This window comes from Levilactobacillus hammesii DSM 16381 (genome assembly GCF_001434395.1).
GTDB classification, from domain to species: Bacteria; Bacillota; Bacilli; order Lactobacillales; family Lactobacillaceae; genus Levilactobacillus; species Levilactobacillus hammesii.
Window position 1 is genome coordinate 12,294 of sequence record NZ_AZFS01000059.1, and the last position, 19,686, is coordinate 31,979.

At 42.3% G+C, this 19,686-nt stretch carries 13 protein-coding genes; 2 read left to right on the top strand and 11 right to left on the bottom strand.

Annotated elements, in window-relative coordinates; all coding sequences use genetic code 11:
* Positions 1-21 precede the first annotated feature (21 nt).
* A complete protein-coding gene (locus FD28_RS06795) occupies positions 22-1,401 on the bottom strand; it encodes a hypothetical protein (protein WP_057733914.1) in 1,380 nt (459 codons plus the stop codon).
* 176 nt (positions 1,402-1,577) lie between these two features.
* The gene (locus FD28_RS06800; protein WP_057733915.1) at positions 1,578-2,108 is read right to left on the bottom strand and encodes a helix-turn-helix domain-containing protein; all 531 of its coding nucleotides are present in this window, start codon (positions 2,106-2,108) and stop codon (positions 1,578-1,580) included.
* Between the two features lie 427 nt (positions 2,109-2,535).
* On the opposite strand from FD28_RS06800, the gene FD28_RS06805 reads away from it, so the two are divergent.
* Positions 2,536-3,831 (top strand): tyrosine-protein phosphatase, encoded by a 1,296-nt coding sequence (locus FD28_RS06805; protein ID WP_057733917.1) that lies wholly within the window; start codon positions 2,536-2,538, stop codon positions 3,829-3,831.
* Positions 3,832-3,909: 78 nt separating this feature from the next.
* On the opposite strand, the gene FD28_RS06810 is transcribed toward FD28_RS06805, so the two are convergent.
* Entirely contained in the window at positions 3,910-4,422 is a 513-nt protein-coding gene (locus FD28_RS06810) for a hypothetical protein (protein WP_057733919.1), read from the bottom strand.
* 310 nt (positions 4,423-4,732) lie between these two features.
* Here FD28_RS06810 and FD28_RS06815 point away from each other — a divergent pair, with 310 nt between their 5' ends.
* Positions 4,733-5,275 carry a hypothetical protein gene (locus FD28_RS06815; protein ID WP_057733921.1) on the top strand — a complete coding sequence of 181 codons (543 nt, stop codon included), beginning with the start codon at positions 4,733-4,735 and terminating at the stop codon, positions 5,273-5,275.
* Between the two features lie 115 nt (positions 5,276-5,390).
* Here the strand turns inward: FD28_RS06815 and FD28_RS06820 are convergent, their stop codons facing one another.
* From FD28_RS06820 to FD28_RS06855, 8 genes are all read right to left on the bottom strand, one after another.
* Entirely contained in the window at positions 5,391-6,806 is a 1,416-nt protein-coding gene (locus tag FD28_RS06820; protein WP_057733923.1) for a hypothetical protein, read from the bottom strand.
* A 799-nt stretch (positions 6,807-7,605) separates the two neighbouring features.
* The gene (locus tag FD28_RS06825) at positions 7,606-9,405 is read right to left on the bottom strand and encodes a UvrD-helicase domain-containing protein (RefSeq protein ID WP_057733925.1); all 1,800 of its coding nucleotides are present in this window, start codon (positions 9,403-9,405) and stop codon (positions 7,606-7,608) included.
* On the bottom strand, positions 9,392-11,419 hold the full coding sequence (locus FD28_RS06830; protein ID WP_057733928.1) for an ATP-dependent nuclease: 2,028 nt from the start codon (positions 11,417-11,419) through the stop codon (positions 9,392-9,394). The genes FD28_RS06825 and FD28_RS06830 overlap by 14 nt, the downstream gene beginning before the upstream one ends.
* Positions 11,420-11,658: 239 nt before the next feature.
* Positions 11,659-14,295 (bottom strand): YfhO family protein, encoded by a 2,637-nt coding sequence (locus FD28_RS06835; RefSeq protein ID WP_235806865.1) that lies wholly within the window; start codon positions 14,293-14,295, stop codon positions 11,659-11,661.
* 132 nt (positions 14,296-14,427) lie between these two features.
* Complete coding sequence (locus FD28_RS06840) at positions 14,428-15,933, bottom strand: hypothetical protein (protein ID WP_191982162.1); 1,506 nt, start codon at positions 15,931-15,933, stop codon at positions 14,428-14,430.
* Positions 15,934-16,729: 796 nt separating this feature from the next.
* A complete protein-coding gene (locus FD28_RS06845) occupies positions 16,730-17,446 on the bottom strand; it encodes a MucBP domain-containing protein (RefSeq protein ID WP_057733930.1) in 717 nt (238 codons plus the stop codon).
* Between the two features lie 188 nt (positions 17,447-17,634).
* The gene (locus FD28_RS06850) at positions 17,635-18,708 is read right to left on the bottom strand and encodes a DarT ssDNA thymidine ADP-ribosyltransferase family protein (RefSeq protein ID WP_057733931.1); all 1,074 of its coding nucleotides are present in this window, start codon (positions 18,706-18,708) and stop codon (positions 17,635-17,637) included.
* Positions 18,708-19,658 (bottom strand): macro domain-containing protein, encoded by a 951-nt coding sequence (locus FD28_RS06855; RefSeq protein ID WP_057733933.1) that lies wholly within the window; start codon positions 19,656-19,658, stop codon positions 18,708-18,710. Before FD28_RS06855 ends, FD28_RS06850 begins: the two co-directional genes overlap by 1 nt.
* Positions 19,659-19,686: the final 28 nt, after the last annotated feature.

Below are 19,686 nucleotides of genomic sequence, written 5' to 3' on the forward strand. Positions count from 1 at the left end.
TTTTGACTCTAGAGAAATGGGTTACTTAGCAATCGCGTTGGCGAAATAAGTCGTGGTGGTAGCGGTCGCCGTCGTAGCTGGTGAGGTACCTTGACTTTCAGTCCCTACGTAGAAGGCCTTGGTCGTTGAACCGTAAGTCCCGCTCAACGTGCTGCTCAACTTGTAAGTCGTGAAGTATTGCGTTGTGCCAGTCCCCTTGGTGTAGTTAGGCGTGTATAACGTGCCTAAGTTCGCCCCGTTCAGGTAAGTGGTCACATCGCTAGCAGCGAAGGTCATGCCTTCAACACCGGAGAAGTCGGATGCGGCGGGGAAGACTACCGTATCACTGGCAGCCTTGCTCCCCGTGGCGTAAGCCGTTAAGGCCGTTGCGGCTTGAGATAAGTCGCCGTTACCGGTCGTCGCAAAGAAGTTAATCTTGGTTGACTTCGCGTCGTTTTGCGCCACGCTTAACGTAATCGTGTCACCGGTCTTGGCGTTGTTAAGCGCCGTCAGGTTAACGGAGTCGGAACGGGAGTACTTGTACCCAGTCCCTGCCAGAACAGCCTTGCCCCAGTCATTAGTGGCTTGGGAAGTGGCACTGCTCCCAACGGCGGTGCCAGTAGCGGTTGGCGTCTTGCCAGCAGCGTCTACTAAGCCCGTCAGCGTTGACGTAGCGACCGTCTTACCAGTAGAGGTGTTGAAGTTGACCTTGACGTCAGTCTTGTCGTTAAACGTGTCAGCGGCTGGCTTCGTAGTCGTCACGGCTTTGGCGTAGATCCAGCCATTAACGGCAGGATTGGCGCTGTCGGTCACGTAGTAGTAGAGGGAACCTTCACGCGTCTTCTTAGCGGCAGACGTGATGGTTAGAGTGTCGTTGGCGTAACTCGTCGTATCCTTAACAGCCTTCGTGGCCTTGTATTGCGTGTTCTTAGGCGCACTCCATGTCACGTTAGACTTGCCGGGCTTCGCGAAGTAAACGGTCTTGTTGGCAGGCTTGGTGACGGACTTCATGGTAGAAGCCTTCTTGATCCCACCAGCAAAGGTGCCGGCCTTCTTACCGCCGTAGACGTAACCGCGGTACTTGCCATCCATGGAAACAACCTTGTAGTAGACCGTTCCCTTGTTCGTGATTTGTTGGTTGTAGGCACGGAAGTAATCGGCGGACTTCTTGGAGGAAGCCAGCTTCTTCATCGTGGCGGTTGAAGCTACCTTCTTGGCACCCTTAACCGTTCCTGGCTTGGTGTACAGGGCGTTCTTCCCGGTTGGTTGAACGTTACGCTTGGTCCCGTCGGTCGTTAAGGTCTTACTGGAAACAATCTTGGCCTTGCTAGCGGCTTGAGCGGTGGTGGCTACCGTGGCAACGGCACCTAAGCTCAAGACAGCTAAACCAAGATACAGTGATTTTGCTAAACTTGATTTCATAGTTATGTGATCTCCTCTAAGGGTTAAAGTAATAGGTTAACGTTTTCCAGTATACCAAACTATTTAACTAATTACTGATAATTTAATTAAAAGTGTCCCCACTAATAGACAGCAAGAACTCACCGATTGCGGGTCAAGACAATCGATGAGTTCTCACTAGCCTTATGTAATTTTGCCTAAAGATGGGGCCGGCCCTCATAGTTTGCCAGCTTCGTGAGTAGGCCCTCAGCGTCCATCTCAGCCTGACGGCACCGTTCGCGAAGAATCTCTTGATGACTGCGGGCAAAGTCCTGTAGCGCGATGGGAGACAGCAACCAACGGAGCTTGACCTCCTGGTCGTAGGGTTGCAGGGCCATGTTGGCTTCGATGTCGGCCAGTAGGCTCTCGTCCACGCCCAGAACGACCGCGGTCTCGGCTTGTGACAGGCCGAGATGCTGCCGGGCAGAGCGAATCTCTTCGGGCTGGAAAAAATTGTATTTCCGCCGGTAAATGGCAAAATCCGTCCGGAAATTGTAATCGGGATCATCCACCGGTTCCAGGTACTCCTCTTCATCGTCAACATCAGCGGCAGCTGGCACCCAGTAACGATGCGTGTTGGCAATGGGCTCACTAAAAATCGTGAGCCGTTCTTCTACTTCAATCACTTTAAATTCGACGGGCGCCCCCGTAATATCCGGGTGACTCACCTTTGCAACCACTTTAACCATGTCGCCGACTCCCCTTCCGAAAACCAAGTCACTGACTGTTTACATCCATTCAGTGAGGTTCTGAAAACCAGATCGTATTTTCAACGTCTTCATTACTATACCGAATTTGGCCGGTTTAGTGGTGGATGTTGGCTTACAAATAAAGTTATAGCTAATGGGCACAGATAAGCCGTGCCCGATCGCACGCCCTCAGGACTATCAGGTTAACTGAAAACACATTGCTCCCTAAAAAAAGCCACCAAACGCTGATAACGTGAACGACCATTTCACCCTGCCGAGTTATAAAAGTTCTAATATCTAACCCCAACAACTAATTCATCTTTTCACAAACTTTTACCGTGTTTATACATAAAATCTACAATATTGTAACATTCCCCTGCTATACTCTGTTCTTGTCATCAAGTAAAAACAACACAGGAGGAATCATATGCAACGCGCAACGATCGTCAAATCACTAAGTCTCGCCTGGGTGGCCCTGTCTTTAAGTGGCCTGGGAACATCCAGCGCCCTAGCCGCAACGACCGCTACCACACCAGAGACTACCCCAACGACGCAGACTGCGGCCCCGACCGTTACCCAGCCCAAACCTGGTTCGCCAGAATATCCCGCATACTTAGCCGACCAAGTCGCGCAGTATGGCGACGTCAAAGACACGCTGATTCCTCTTTCAGGTACCAAGAACACCCGGGATATTGGCGGGTACAAAACGTCCGATGGTAAGTGGAAAATTCGTCCAAACCGGATTTTCCGTTCTGATAATTTAAGCACACTGACTGCTAGTGACGCGACAACGTTGTCCAAGGACCATCACGTCACCTCCATCATTGATCTCCGGACGCCTGGGCAACAAGCCAAGCAACCCGACAAAGCCATCCCTGGCGCATCGTTAACGTCCATTTCGGTTCTGGGAAGCCTCGCCGACACCAACGGTAAGGGCGATGGTGAGTTCTACAACTGGCAGCTGGAATTCGGCTACCACGCTGTGACGGGTTATCATCAATTTTTGAACATGCTGCTGACTAATCCCAACGCTACCCTCTATCACTGTAGCTCCGGTAAGGATCGGACTGGGATCGGCACCGTCCTGATTATGACGATCTTGGGGATGGATCGAAAGACCATTATTAACGACTACATGCAGTCCAACCAAACGGGCCGTCGCGTTGAACGGGCTTGGATTATGGAATATTACCGTGAGATTCTGGCCCGCTATGGTTCTATGGACAAGTACATCACGGATCTCTTGCAATTCACACCGGCACAGCAAGCCCAATTGCGGTCACAATATCTGGTGTCCGCGGACGATGCTCAGACGCCGTACCCAGCCCCTAGCAAGCCGGCTGCTCCTGTCGTTCCAAGCACCCCGACGCCGGCACCAACTCCTGAACCTACACAACCTAGTCAACCCGAAAAACCAAGTAAACCAACTAAGCCGTCTAAACCGGCTAAGCCTCACAAGAAGCAGCCCAAGACTAAGATTATTTCAACCAAGAAACTCAATACGAAGTTCACTTATCGTGTAAAGGCGAATAAGAAGCTATTCAAAGACGCCTACCTACAAAAGTTAAAGGGCCATGCCCCTAAAAAATCCGTGAAGAAATGGAAACTGATCAAACTTGCCAAGGTTAAGTCCAAGGGCAAGATCAGCTATCATTACCAAATCAAGGATCGTGCCGGTCATCAGGCATGGGTGGTTAGGAATCATGTGGTGAAAGTTAAATAATACGGTAATGTAAAGGGATGCCCTCGTGATGAGAGCATCCCTTTTGCGCCTGATATTACTATCATGGTAGTGATGTTATTACTTCAACATTCCCTTGGTTGAAACACTTCGCGTGTAGACGTGATTAAAGTTCTTGTGGAAAGCGACCCCCACTTTCATCTTCTTTGGCGTCATACTAGCTCCACTCATACTCTGTAAGTAAAGTGACTGATACTTTTTCCCCTTAATCTTATAAGTTGCACGCTTCATTTCGGTAATACCATTAGCATTATTAAGACTCATTCCATACCAGCCATGGCCTTGCTTCTGTAATAACACCGTTTTAGGTTGTGTTGTATACTTCAAGTTTTTCGTCAACTTAGTCTTGATGGTCCCCATGGATTTTCCTTTGAAGGTAGACGTCATCTTCACCGATTTTTTATTAAATACATACTTATACGTCCAACCGCTCTCACGTTGATACCACGTTCCGCGTAATGCTGTAGGAACTGTCGTCACCGTTTTGCTGGCTTGGGCGATTTGCGGTAAGGCAACTAGCCCCAAGCTGAGACTGACCGCTCCAACTGCCATCTTTAACATTGTATTCCGCATAAATACTCCTCCGTTCTAAGTATTAAACCCACAAATCATTAAGTACTATGGCCTAGTTTACCACCTTTAAGTTGGGAAAGATGTTATGAATTAGATCTGTATTTTCGCGCAAGTCGAAACTAAAGTTGGGTAATTAGAAAACAGGCAAACTGAAAACTACTGTTATCCTCCCACTAGAATAATCATTGGCCTTCGCATAGACCATCTGATCCGTCTACTCCCCATCATAAATGTTCTTTATATTGATAAATTAACTGTTCAAGTATAAAATTAAGCTGTATCTTAACTAAACTGAAAGAGGTTATTCGCCATGAAGACTAAGAAAAAGCTTATCTTGTCTGCCGCCCTGTTGGCTGGCTTGGGTATCGGCGGTGTCACGGTCTCAACCGGTACATCCGCGTCAGCTTCAACTTTAACCAAGATTCATAAGGTTCCCAGCGCATTGACAGGTAACTGGTACGCGTATAATAAGACTGCTAAAAAATATCAACACGTTAAGATTTCAAAATCGGCCTATCAGTTCTCTGCCGATAACGTTGGTAAACTTGAGTACTATGGTGTTCCTTACTTACATAAGGGCTTCAAACAGACTCAGGTCTTTAAGTTCAAAGGTAACTATGAAAAGGGCTTCCGCCTATTTCAGATGAAGAACGGTTGGACATCATTTGTAACGGCTAGATACTTATCCGCAACCAACTATAAAGTTAAAACCATGAAGTTCAACGGCAAGAAGCAAAAGGTTTTGTTACAATACACGAACGTACCAAGTAGCTCCAAGACGGCCTTGGTATACAGTCATCACAAGACGCATGTACGTAAAACAGTTACAGTTAAACCCGCAACGGTTTATTAAAATTCAGCATTTAGGTTCCGACAAATCTCGTCGGCATCTAAATGCTTTTTTGACAAAAAGGACCCCAGATCAAAGATCCGAGGCCCTCCAAAACATCTATAAATTAACTAAGATTCTAGTAGTTAGTCGTCCCGTTGCTAGTATCACTAGGCACTGTGTTGTTTACAGTCACTTGTTGGTCAAAGACGGCACGAATAGTATCGCCATACTTAATATTAGCATTGGCTGTTGCAGTCTTAGCTGCATTGTAAGTGTAGGTAATGTAGTAACTATCACCTTTCTTAATCGTCGTAGGCTTAGCATTGTCACCCGTATTCGTAAACGTCATATCAGAAGTAGCCTTCAACAGCTTAGAATTAATTGGGCTAAAGAAGTGATCAATAATTGAAGTTGCGAATGGCGTGTCAGCCGGACCAGTTAACTTCGCAACTTTATCTGTGCTTAATGCTGGCTTCCCATTAGAGAAATCATTAACATTCAACTGTGTTCCCGCCGTCAAACCATCAGTTGATGGCGCGTAGAAAGCAATCGTAGACGTAGCAGACTTGTAAACACTAACCGTCACAGTACCACCGTAAACAGCTGAAGAAACGCTAGCATCCGTTGCTGGTGTGTCCAGCTTGTAACCTGCTGGCGTGTTAGCACTATCGTTAACGAACTTAGCCAGCGTGTCACCAGCCGCGTTAGTTGCAGCACCAACCTTGTCATTTTGCTTCGTGTTCTTAGCAGCCGTCACAAACGTAGAAGTCCCAACAGAGTTCCCATTAGCACCCACGTAGTTGATCGTCACACTGTTGTCAACCGTAGCCTTAGCATCAGTAGCCTTCATTGCCAAACCACCCAGACTTTGGGTCGTAGCAGAAGCATTGTAGCCCTTACCTGCATAAATCCAGCCGGCAATTGAGTTGTCTTGGTCATCGGTTACATAGTAGTACAAGCTACCTTCACGCGTCTTAGTTTCGGCGTTAGATACCGTAAAGGTGTCCTTAGAGCCAGCACCGTACAGACTAACACTCTTAGCCTTGTATTGGGTGTTCTTAGGTGCCGTCCAGAGACCGTTCTTCTTAGCGTTAGCCAAGTGGTAACCGGTCGTCTTCGTTGGCATCGTTGCTTTTTGCGTCGTGTCAGCGGATTGGATCCCCTTTGCAAAGTTCTTCGTGCTCCGACCACCGTAGATGTAGCCACGGTACTTACCGTTCATAGAAACAACCTTGTAGTAAACCAGGCCCTTGTTGGTCTTGGCTACACGGTAAGCACGGAAGTAATCAGCGGACTTCTTGGAGTTCGCCATCTTCTTCATCGTTGACTTAGAAGCCACGCGCTTGGCACCCTTAACAGTCCCTGGCTTGCTGTATAAAGCATTCGTCCCCGTTGCTTCAACATTCCGTGATTCTGCTGGCGTCTTTAAAGTAACGTCAGACATTACCTTGGCCTTGGATGCGGCACTTGCCGTGGTGTTAACCGTAGCAACGGCCCCTAAGCTCAACACTGCTAAACCTAAGTACAGTGAGTTCTTCAAACTTTTTTGCATCTTTTGTTCTCCTCCGATGAAACAAATTTGTTGTTGAAAGCTTCACAACACTTTTCAGTATACCAGGAAACGGTGAGAAAGTAGCCTGAACTTACGAGCTTTACCGAAATTTTAGCTAAACCACCCAAAGGTTAGAAGTTAAAAAGGTTAAATAAAAGGCATGGATTACTCCAGGAGTTTAATTGAATCGTCTAAAACCAATATATAAAGAGAATCCATGCTCATGTCTAATATACCTAATTCCATCACTGATTTTCACTATTATTTTAAACATTTTGGTAAATTGATACACTTGCCTGTTATTCTGCAACATGATAATGTTCTCAAAGCTAAGGTAATCTCAGTGTCAGTACTGTTTGAGTGGCTATTCAGTACTGTTTGAGTGGCTATTATAAACAATTTTTTATGCTATTCCCTTTTTCGCGCGATTTCTGTTAAATCTTCCACGCGGACCCGCTCGCAATTGCTTGAATGATTCTCAAACCAACTGGCAACGTCTGGTGGTCCTTTTAGTGATTCATCTGATTAAATATATTCAACGTTTCTCTGAAGCCAGACGAAACCAAGCCTTGATCATCGATAACTCCTTGTTTAGACACTTGGCCATCCGCTACGATAAGCTAGCTACCAGCTTTCTGGCTACCACGTATATCTGCACTATCATGCCTCTATTGAAATGTTTTGGGGACAGACCTTAGATATTTTTTCCATAGGCGATCCAATCTAACTGATCAGATTGTTTCATCACACAGCATTTATCAGTTATCATTCACTAGAATTATCATCGTCCCTCAAAAAATCACTTTACTTCTTTCCACCCATAAGATACCATCTTTTCTCTTTGAGTCGACGTAACACTTCCCTTCGGAATAGCCACTCCCGCCAAAAAAACAGGTCGACTAAGTGCCACATATGCATACTTTAAACAGGCTTTAATACGTTTCGAATGAGGATCGGTATCATACACCTTGCGTTCTCCGATTAAAAATGGGAAAAGATCTTTGAAGAAAAAATTTTCATGAATTTTTTCTCCTCCGTAAACCTCCGAATCTACTAGCAGAAGAGTCGAACGATGTGTTTCCCCTTTAACCCCATGAATTGTTGACAAGATAATCTCTGATTCCATACTATTAGAAAGTTCCATATTAGATTCATCAACATGCATAGTTTCCTTAATCAAATCATTGCTTACATCTGCACTCGTCATCCAAGCATCATTCTCCAAAAGTGGATGTATTAGCCCTTCCAATGTTGTTTGCGTTTCATCTTTGGAAAATAAACACTTAACACTCTTGGCCACTGACTCAGCAAGTTCCATATTCTCTTGTAAAATCATATGTTCCTCAGATATAGTTCGTCGATTAGCATATGCCAATTTGCGTAACACAGAATAAAATAAATCTGTAGCTGGCTGGACGTGGATTATGGGAGAATGTGTTGGCTTTTTATAAGCGTTAAACCACTTTTCCAGATCTTTATACATTGGCGCCACAATTTTATCTTTCTTGGGACATTTTAAGAAACTATCATTCTCCGATTCACATTGTCTCAAAAGTCGTTGATATTTTTCTCTTAAGTCATCTCCACTTTCAAAAATAATAAAACGATTATTAAAAGTTTTCTGAGAAATATCTGAATGGAAAGTAGGATACTTCTCATAACAAACATCCCGAACAAGACCAGCAATACCTGGTCCAAAACGTGCGGTCGTAGAAATCTCTTTAATCTGAGCAATGTTATCTTGTTCTTCAGTAAAAGGATTCCATGCATCCTCACTCTCGCTCCCATAAATAGTGTATAGAGCTTGATATGGATCTCCAAATCTCTGAAAGTGTATATTCTTACCTTTCGTTAGCTCCATAAGAATTTTGTATTGAATATCATTAGTATCTTGAGCCTCATCTAATAATAAATAATCAAACCGTTCACTCATTGCCGTTGACAGATAATTACCGTGTAAAGAAATATACCATCGAGCTAACTCCGTCATTTGTTCACTATTAACAATTCCACGACTAAGCAAAGCTCCAAGGGCTTCATTAATAATTGGTCCATAGTTCTTATGCTCATTATTTACAAAATACGCCTTCTTATCTTCGGAAATTACTAGTCGCGCTTCTCGCCTCCTGTAGTCTGGCGCATCATAATCATTATTCTTCCACCATGAAGGAGCCAGTTGAAGAAAATTTTCAGCATAAACATTAGTATACTGATCTCCGTCCAGTATCCGTAATGCTTTTTGAGGAAATAAAAGCCCAAATGCCTTACTCCCAAAGAAGTGATCGAAAAATCTTTGAATAGTCCCAACAAAATTTGGGTACTCAACATTCCCTAGGCCAGATTGCTCAATTCGTTTCTTTATTTCAGCTACGGCAACGTTGGTGTGAGTGATGCAGCATATACCTTTATCACCTCGTCGTTGCTTCGATAAAAACATAATTAGTTTGGCTGCCAGAACCGTCGTTTTCCCCGATCCTGGGCCAGCTACAATATCTATGTTCCCATCCGCGCCGATAACCTGCGTCTGTTCAGTAGAGAACCGTTTTCCTGGTGGTAAAAGAACACGTTCTACTTGTTCTAAATTATCAATCATCTTCATCACGACCACATGCAAATTTAATAGCGTCGACAAGATATGCACAATAGCTATTGCCTAATACCGCTACTTTAAGCTTATTCCTTTTTTCTTCATCCAAATTATACAATTTTTCAGCCAAAAACTGTGCAGTCTCAGCTTTCGATACATCACTATGCTCAAACTGACTATATATTTGAATCAGATCACCACTCTGGGACGTAGCTATAAACTCACGCTTCTTATTTTCAGCATCTGCTTTAAGATTAAATTTTGCATCTGCAATTGATTGTAGCAATAAATCCCCCAATGGACTTTTTAAAAGCGAATACTCTAGAGTCCAAGCAGGGGAAACGAACACTTGTTGCTTAACATTCAAATCATGGTAAGCATTCTCAAGTTTTTCCGCTTTTTTTCCTTGAGAAGTAGCTAATTCGTCTCCGTCTAAAAGCTGGTATGCTATTTGTGAGATTTTGCTAAAGTTTTCATTCGAAAATTTTAGTTTAAGGCTCTTTTGAAGCTGATTGAAGGTAGAGTAGGTATTCCCCATACGATTCTTATTAAAATCGTTAGAAGTAAGCAACTCTCTAATTCCATCAATATTATTCTGATTAATACGGTAAGTGTATGGCCTAACATCAGAATCTCTTACTATCGAGATTGGCAAATTAATTGGAATTGATCCATTTTTTCTAGAAAATAGTTTGACATAGTTATCAAAACTGCGGCCACCAACATTTACGATTGATATGCCATTTTCATGTAATGAATAACCTATCAAATCTGCCAATACCGGCAGTAAAATATTTTCTGCATATCCTTCAACAAAAATTAAGCCCTTTGCAAAAAACAAATTGGCTTTAGTGGCATCAAGAAAGCGGTTCAAAAATCTGTAGTCTTCTTCCTTCAACATCGTATAAGATGGTCCCATGGGATAGGCCTGTCCATCATGTAAATAGATAAGTAATTTTTGATCGACAGAAGCCGTAAGAGAAACACTATGGGAAGTCAGGATAAATTGCATGCTTGCCTTTGACTGATGTGATTCTATATACTTTTCGATATACTTTATTAACCGAATTTGTGCCTGCACATGCAAATGTGCCTCTAGTTCTTCCACCAACATCAGGTTGGGACCATACACGGTATGGGTTAAATGATCATCTAACAGAGCAAGCTCAGTCGCAATAAAGAGAAGATTCATGTTTCCAAGCCCAAGATTTCTACTATCTGGATTTAAGCTCAACTGATTCAGGATTTGAGAAAGTGTTGCTTCTGGAAGCTTCAGACTCACCTTACTCTTAGACTGATCCTGTTGATCATACAGCTGTGATAACACTTTGGAGAGCTCTGTGTTTAATGACGCATGACTGGATTGATCAGATACGTTAGCATCTCCATCAAAAAAATTTTCAATCTCTAAATTTGCACTCTTCATTATTCTTTCTAGTTCGCTTTTGCTTTGGTTATCTTTACTGAACGTTGAATGTGCCATCAACATCTTAGGTAAATGGGAACGAAAACCCGGTGTCAATTCATCGTTTGCATTGCGTAGAGGCTTCAAATAGGTAACCTTTAAGAAGGAACGTGCACTAGCACTTAACGGCATCGACGAACTCGATTCTCCAGCAACAATCTTATGATCAAGGTAAACCTGATCATTATCATTCTTCTTCTTTTCAACAGATAAGCTTATCCGCAGCTCATAGTTTCCTTTTTTATCAAAAGATAGCCAATCTAAGAATATTCCTGCTTCACGTTCACTTAAGTCGCAGAAGATTCCTTCAATTTGAAAAGTGTTTTCATCTAATCCCGATTTAGTAGCATGAAAATCATCGTCCGTAATGCGTTGGAAGTCGTCACTTACATCTCCCAGCATCAATCGAATAGCGTCAATGATGGCAGTTTTACCAGAGTCGTTCTCACCAATGATGATATTCAATCCTTTATGAAAATGAACAACTAATCCCGGTTGCTTATTTTTATATGAACCAGAAAATCTTCTAAAGTTATATAAATTTAGCTCTGATAAATACATGACGTACCTCCTAAATTAGATTACTCACCTATTATCTATATTACTCGTAATTATACTGCTTATTGTATTAGTTTGATATTCGAATAATTTTTTTACTTCAACTTGCCAATGCTTATTTTCCACCTAATAAGCTTCAAAGTAAATTCGTAATTCAAAATCAGGGTACAGAAAAGAGGCTCAATTCGCAAGTGAATTAAACCTCTCCGAATTCCCTCATCAACACCCGTTGACAAAGAATCTTAACTTTTCTTTTTATAATTGATCCACCTATAACCAACTAAGCCTAGAAGTGTCACTGAGCTAACTAAAACACCAATATTTAACAAAGGCGGCCAGTACGAAAATGAAACCGTGCTTTGTCCCTTGGGCAGTTTAACAGCTGTAAACATATCTACGGTTTTGTAGGTTTTAACTTTTTTACCGTTAATTTTCGCAGTCCACCCCTGAGAATAAGGTATTGACGTATTGAGAACTTGATCCGCTTGCGTTGAATTAACATCTCCAATTAAGAAACGATTGGTATGTTTCTTAATTTTCCACGGTTGCGATTTCAGTTGATCTACAGCTGTCTTTAGCTCCGAGCTATTTAAACTATACAATGTAAAGTTTTGAAGGTGTATCGAAGGTTGCGGTAAATTTACCGTTAACTTTTGCAGCTTTCCTTTAGCGTGATTTGCCACACTGACCAAAACAGTATGACGATAAGGATTACTTTGTGCCAATGGTTTATCATTCAAAAGGAAAGATACTGTCTTCTCATTAAGTTGGGCACCTAAAGTAAGATAATAAGAATCATTTGTTTTAGGTTTAAAATACAAACTAAATGATGCTGGCTTGCTATTATCTACCTTTTTAAACACAGCCTCTGTAACTTTATACTGCTTTTGAACGTTATCAAACGTTATTTTGTTAAAGTTCTGAACAGAAAAAATTTGTTTGTTCAATGAATTCCCAGTTAAAGCCGCCAACCAGTTCCCCTGAAATTTTGTCGGATCTTGTGACCCGTTTTTTAAACTCAGAATTTGACGGTTAGCAACATAGCCTAAAGGCAATGCCGAGCTATTTTTGTAAATATCGACGCTTTGAGTTTGATCGATAATTCTATAAGCCGATAAGTCTGCTTTATTGGCAGATGCTTTTAATGGATTGGTAATATCAATCGCACCCGATTTTATAACTTTCTGATGGAAAAAGTACTTCATATTTAACAAAGAATCGGTTAGTAGCGAACCATTAGTATAATCAACAAAACCTGCACCATCCACACTCCCAATATGGCCATAAAACGCTGGAATATTTTGAGGTAAAACTGAAGTAAACACTCCACCACCATTAAATCCAGTTTGAAATGCATCGCCTTTTGTTCTCAAAAAAGTTTTCCCAATACGATAAAAACCTTTATCTTGTCTCTGTACTTTATTGACTAAGACCTGAAGTCTATTGGTATACATGCTATATTCGCTTTGCGGAGTATAGTTTATGTTATCAAGTGAAATAACCATATTCGTGGAAACATCCGTAATCGCAACTATCAAAAATAGGACCGGATAAATACCTTTATGTTTAATGGGTGATAAAATCAAAATGAACGCTAAAACCAAAAATACGATCCCCAGAATAATTTGATACATTTGCAAATACTTAAAGTCTTTTATGGTCAAACCTATATAAACTATTCCAATAGACACAATTAAGAAAATTAGTAATGTCGCTTTCCAAGATGGTTCAAAGTCTTTCGTTATCGTCTGTGAAGCAAGCCATATCAACCAAAATCCAACTACAAATGAAAATCGATATGGGTACCATACCGGAAATTGACCCGCATGCCACAATAAGTCTAGTGGTTGATAGCACATTGAAAGCGCCAAGAAAAATGTTATAAATCCCGCTGTTATCCTTGTTCGAATTTTCACGCGGTTATCAAAGAAATAGAACAAAGCCCCTAACAATGCAATTGCACCAATGAAAAGATTGGGCATCCCATTCTCCATTTGAGCAAAAGTAAAAGTTCCTGAAAAAAGCTTAGAAATCATTTTAAACGGAAAATATTCAAACTTCCATTGAACTGACTTCACTGTATATTGTGCCTTACTTTGGGATAGAGACCACCATGTTGGCAATAGCACAAACGCGGCTAAAAGAGCTGATACTATAGATGTCTTTAAAAAGAGTTTCACTTTATAAAAAAGATCATGACGATTGGTATATTGATCAACAGAAATAACTATAAATTGCAATACCATAAATAGACAGATCATAAATGCCATGTAATAATTCACAACAAGCGCAATCGTTAACCAAATTACATATGTACGCCACTTACCTGTACGTAACATGCTATACAATCCATAGAAAACTAAAGGCAATAAATAAATTGTATCCATCCAAATAATATTCAACTGATTAGCTATGAACCACCCCATTAAAGCATACATAGTTGAAAAAGCGACAGCGTTTAATCCAGATTGTTTTGTAGCTTTAATTAGCAACCATGAGAACGCTAAACCACCTAATCCATACTTAATCACTGTCAAAAAATAAATGCCTGTAGTTAATGTCGTTCCGGAAAAAAATAATAAAATCCAATTCAACGGACTTAACAAATAGTACGCCCAAGTTCCAAGCATCTCTCCTCCTAGTCCATTTGAAAAGGAAAAAAAGATACTACTAGGATCGCGCAGTATTGCCCTTCTAAAATATGAAAAGAAGTCAACATACTGTTGACCCAAATCAACAGTTAATAAACTATTAGAGCCAAATGGTTCCATATGTCGATATGCAAAATAGACTGACATAATAACGATCGGTATAGAAAAAGAAAGAGCCAGAATCATTCGACGTGACATTAGATGGTGAGACATTTTACTATTTTTCAAAGGAAGTCCCCCTCGAGCTGCAAATTATTAAACTAAAAGATAATAATCCTCTCAGTTTTTAGATAAATCGGTAAATAAAAAGGCGACTCGTACGAGCCGCCTTTTTATTACAAATCAATTAGAAAATTCAAATTACTTAACTTCTGAACTTCCAGTTTGACCACTAGCAGCATTAGCATCGCTAGTAGCTGATGATGAAGATGATGATGAAGATGATGATGTTGATACAGAACCGATGATACTCCCATCACTTGAAGAAGATGAAGTAGATGCATCAGCAGGTGAAGTAGAACCAGTTACAACATTGGCAGTGTATACCAACGTAGCAGCACTCTTTGCACCGTAAACGCCATCTTGGCCGTTTGCCAAAGTGTACTTAACGTAAGTGTTTACATCCTTACCATTAACACTAGTAGTGTAAGTAGGGGTGTAAAGGGTAGTAAGACCATTTGCCTTAGCAAATGCTTCCAAAGTAGCACCGGTGAAGTTAGCACCATCAATACCCTTGAAACCAGCACTCAATGAAGGAAGCACAACAGTAGTTGCATTAGCAGTCCCAGTAGTGTATTGACTCAAAGTTTCAGAATCTGAAGAGGTTGAAGTACTGTTAGCAGTCTTGAAGAATAATGGAGTCGTAACCGTGTTATTCTTAGTTACAGTCAAGTTAACAGTAGCACCAGTCTTAGCAGCTAATAACGCAGCTTGATTAGCATTTGATAATGGGCTAGTTAAAGCGTAACCAGTACCAGTCAATGCTTTAGAGGCAACAGTAGAACCATCAGCAGTAAATGCATTTTTAGCAGCAGTACCAACAGCAGTACCAGTAGTCTTAGCAGTAGTACCAATAGTAGTATCATCAGGAGCTAAGTTCTGAAGGATAGTAGACGTAACAGTCTTACCATCAGCACCTACGAAGTTAACCTTTACATCAGTAACTTCATCAAAGGCATTGGATGAATCAGTAGTAACCGCACCACTGTAGATCCAGCCACTAACAGATGGGTGAGTAGCATCTTGTACATAGTAGTACAATGAGCCTTCACGAGTCTTAGTAGCAGCCTTGGTAACAGTCAAAGTATCCTTAGTGAATGGCTTAGTGTTAACAACATTCTTGGATGCCTTGTATTGGGTATACTTAGGAGCAGTCCAGGTAACATTAGCAGTACCAGGGGCCTTAAAGTAAACCGTCTTGCCAACCATTGCGTCAGTAGCAGTCTTGTCAACAGTAGTGTTAGCAGACTTGATACCACCAGCAAAGGCAGTGTCAGCCTTACCACCGTAGATGTAACCACGGTACTTACCGTTCATTGATACAACACGGTAGTAAACTGAACCACGGTTAGTGGTCTTAACACCGTATGCACGGAAGTAGTCAGCAGACTTCTTTGAAGAAGCTAAAGTCTTCATCGTCTTAGTAGAAGCAACAACCTTGGCACCCTTAACAGTACCTGGCTTAGTGTATAAAGCGTTTGAACCAGTTGCTTCAACGTTACGAGTCGTAGCGTCTGACTTCAAAGTGCTGTAGGCACCGGCCTTAGCATATGACTTAGCGTTAGCAGTAGTTGATACTGCAGCAACGCCAGCAAAGCTCAAAGCAGCGAGGCCCAAGTAAAGTGATTTCTTTAAACTTGATTGCATAAATTTCTTCCTCCAAACATAATGTATGTAATTTATCAAGCAAGAATAGTATAACCGAAGTTAGCGTTTTTGTTAAGAAATTTCTTCCATAACTCGCTAACCCGTTCAAGCTATCCCCTAACTACGATATTGATTATAGCCGGATAAGCGTTAATAAACAAGGATTAACTCCTTTTTGTCGCTTGAATGAAACAATATCACGAGTTTTGTAATACTTCTGTCATTTAAACCCTTGATCTTTAAACGTTGAAACCGCTATGAAAGATATTTGTTAAGCCTCTGTTACCCCATTTTGATTCGCTGAAATTTAACGCAGACTTAAGGTAAGGCAATTCACTTGCTTTTCTGCCGTGGCGGGTCCATACTGTGGTCATTAAATGAAAGGGGGTGATGCTTTTTGGCAACTGGAAATAGTTACCTTAAAGTGATCGCTTCCGCGGAGAACGGAAACGATTAACTTCTTTAAGGTAAGCGCCAGCGAAATCTTTTCGCTGGCGCTTTTATTTTACGCTTGAATCCTGATTCCATCGCAATCTGTCATGGGTGATCATCGTTGGTTGGCCGCATCCTTTAGCCAATCCCGCGGAGCGTCATTTTTCAAAGCGGTCACTTCGTATTTTGATTACTCCCGTCCACGCTGCTTACCTTTTATCTCTCAGCATCATAAATCATCCTGATATTAGTTTCTTCCTATGTATAGGACCAAACCATTTAGCACAACGACTATCCGGTCCCATCAGCACAAAAAGCTTGCGGCAGGCCCACAACGCCCACCACAAGTTTTTTTGGATACAATCTATTTAACGGACACCCACTGCTTATTCCCGGTCAGATAGCGACCATTCGTCAACTGGTAGCGCGTCATATCACCGCGTCTTACCATTTTTTTGACCTTAACCACGGTCTTTTTATGCAACAGTTTGACACGATAGCTTCGTTTGAACATTGGTTTCTGGTATTCATACGTGCCCTTGGGATTTATCACCACCAGCTTGCGATAGTGCTTGCCCTGCCAATAGAGGTTCGCGACATAGTCGGCCCTGGCCGTCACATAACTCCCATCGGCCAGCCGATACCGTAATCGTCCTTGCGAAGAGGTTGCCGTGCCAACCACTCTGAATATTTTTGCGCGTATCCGCGGCAAGTATTTGACGTGGGCCAGTCGTTGACTCCGCTTAAACGTTGGCTTCGCGTAGCGGTACAGTCCCTGCTTGCCATAGATCCTAAACGACTTGAATGCCGCAGCCTTTGCCTTTGCGTAAACGTAGGTCACTGTCTGCTCATCGGCCGTCAACTTCCCAGTAGGCTTACCAATCACGCGCTGCAGGACATAACCCGCAATCGTCTTTGCCTTCGTCCGATATGCGGTGCCGCGTGACCCCGTGATCACCTCATCAGCGGCCAGCTTGGTTCCAGCGGTGGTTTGATAATGAACCGTCACGGGCCCCGCCGAATCGCTAGTCCCCGTGCCGCCGGAATTTCCACCCGCCTTAGCATAGATGTACGTAAACATCTGCGGGGTATTCTGGTAAGTTACGGTCGGTGTGCCACCCTGAACGGTTTTTAACTATGTAGAGGAATCCACATAACCATGCCACTCGGCTTATCCTGAATCTTTACAGTTGCCCCTATACTAAAAGAACTAGCTAGCTCTAACAACCAAGGGCTAACTAGTTCTTTCAGTAACTGCTGAATAATCTTCTAAAATGGCATATCAGCATCCGCCAGTTTCCGTTCATAAATTCCCTTATAAGCAATGTGATCATCAATATTGATCACCAGCGTGTACCGATCCAACGACTCCGGTAAGGTCAACTCAATCTTATCCAGCAACAATGCTCGTAAACTCGCATTGGGCCAACGATAATAGCTTCCATCTGGCAAAATTACTTTCGTGGTCATATTCAGATAATTCTGTGTTGCATCGTTATTCAACGCAAAACCATACCCTTCATTCTCAGGTGACGAGAACCAATCACTAGGATACGCCTCATTAACATTACTGAATATTCGCATTCGGTCATCCAGCAGCTCAACACTCTCAACGAAGTTTCTATCCATAAAGAAATAATCTTCTTGCTGAGGTATAAGCCGTATTAAACGATCATAGGCATACACATCTTTATCATGTAGCAGATTCAGTAACGTTTCCTTCTCTGCAACTGATCGTACCAAAATCACTTTTAAGTCATCCAAGTCTAAACTCTCAGGAACAATAATCTCAGCCTGCTTTCGTCCCGTAATGACCTTCTTCTGATCACTTGTCAAACCAATTAACGGCCCCTCTTGATAAATATCTTCAAAAGGAAGCTGACTAAATTCTAGCGGCGTGTGATAACGGGGAACAACTTGCTTCAACGCCAAAGATCTATCTGTAAATTGGACATCTGGCCGCGCCAATAACTCAGGGAGCTTAAATATAAAGAATACAGGAACCGGACAATTAGCATGTAAGGCCTGCTGTTTACGCTTCACCTGGAATCCTTCATTGTAAAATTGTGTAGGTATTCGCGGTCGAAAATACAAACGGACATACTTTTCGATATTGTTAGCCGTATGAGAAATCACATCACGACTAGCATTATCATTCTTCATCAGTCCATGTTCAAGTGCGTACTCTCTGGAGAAAAGTTTCTGCGACTGCAACACGCTAACTGCGTTTACAACATCTGTAAAGTGATAGGCAAATCGGGGCCACATCTTTTGCTTAAAGGGTGACAGTCCCGTCGACCGCCTGCCTGCAGTTAAATCATTCACCACATCTTGAAAGTTCACTATCCCAGTTTCCTTCCTGAAATCATCTGTGAAGTCGCATTAGGTTTCTTCACAGACACCATTGGCAACTGGCTTTGATTCAGAACAATGGCTTCCATCCCTTGCCCTTGCCATGCAGCCGGTAAGACCTTAATGTACGGTAGCTTTGCAACCAAAGAACGAAATAGTCCCTCATCATGATAGCGATGTAGTGACTGTGGTAACTCTGTTGGTACAACCACACCCTGACGTCGCAAGCGCGTCCAAAAGTCTGCCATATCCGCTTGCGAAAGCGCATATTTTATTTGTTCACCATTTTCAATTGACATGAACGTTACGGCAGTGTCATCAAGGCTATCAGTCGGCTGTTCATCCAGAATTTCAATGCGATGCCCATCTTCACTAAACACCGTCCCGGGTTGCTGTTGCTTAAACTCGGCTTTAAACTCATTCACACTCAACATTGCCGGTTCTTTCTCCAGCCACTTCTTCATTTCTGCAGGATTACTAAACTCCGGTTCGCTCGTTTGGCCGTCATAAAGATGAATGTAGACATTAATTGGTAGGTCCTGAAGATACTTTTCCATCAAAGGACGCACTTCACGCTCCCAATCTAAGCCACCATTACCAACACCAAGCTGCGGGAAGGCAATCGATTTAATTTTCTTCTCTTCATAGGTAGCAACAAACTTTTTCAAACCAGCTTCAATATAAGTTAGCTTCGATTTATTGCGCCAACTTTCCTTGGTTGGGAAATTCAAAACCCACTTGTTATCTGTTTTATAAAGCCAAAGCTTACCAACGGTTAATTTTTTAGTCTCACAGAGCCGCCGATATTCCGTGAACATTTGCGGATACATTTTTTTAAATTCGAGGGCAATTCCTTTACCCATGACACCAACGGTATTGACTGTATTCACCAACACCTGTGCTGGGCTCTCGAAAAGACTAGTTTTTAAATAAATTAGCAATCTCATGCCCTCCTCTCATCTCTAACTC

Coding starts and splice junctions, on each gene's coding strand:
- FD28_RS06845 (WP_057733930.1), bottom strand. CDS start 17,446: ATGTTTACGTACATCTATGCTAAGGCGGGTGGAAATTCCGGCGGCACG.
- FD28_RS06840 (WP_191982162.1), bottom strand. CDS start 15,933: ATGCAATCAAGTTTAAAGAAATCACTTTACTTGGGCCTCGCTGCTTTG.
- FD28_RS06805 (WP_057733917.1), top strand. CDS start 2,536: ATGCAACGCGCAACGATCGTCAAATCACTAAGTCTCGCCTGGGTGGCC.
- FD28_RS06800 (WP_057733915.1), bottom strand. CDS start 2,108: ATGGTTAAAGTGGTTGCAAAGGTGAGTCACCCGGATATTACGGGGGCG.
- FD28_RS06820 (WP_057733923.1), bottom strand. CDS start 6,806: ATGCAAAAAAGTTTGAAGAACTCACTGTACTTAGGTTTAGCAGTGTTG.
- FD28_RS06825 (WP_057733925.1), bottom strand. CDS start 9,405: ATGAAGATGATTGATAATTTAGAACAAGTAGAACGTGTTCTTTTACCA.
- FD28_RS06830 (WP_057733928.1), bottom strand. CDS start 11,419: ATGTATTTATCAGAGCTAAATTTATATAACTTTAGAAGATTTTCTGGT.
- FD28_RS06795 (WP_057733914.1), bottom strand. CDS start 1,401: ATGAAATCAAGTTTAGCAAAATCACTGTATCTTGGTTTAGCTGTCTTG.
- FD28_RS06815 (WP_057733921.1), top strand. CDS start 4,733: ATGAAGACTAAGAAAAAGCTTATCTTGTCTGCCGCCCTGTTGGCTGGC.
- FD28_RS06810 (WP_057733919.1), bottom strand. CDS start 4,422: ATGCGGAATACAATGTTAAAGATGGCAGTTGGAGCGGTCAGTCTCAGC.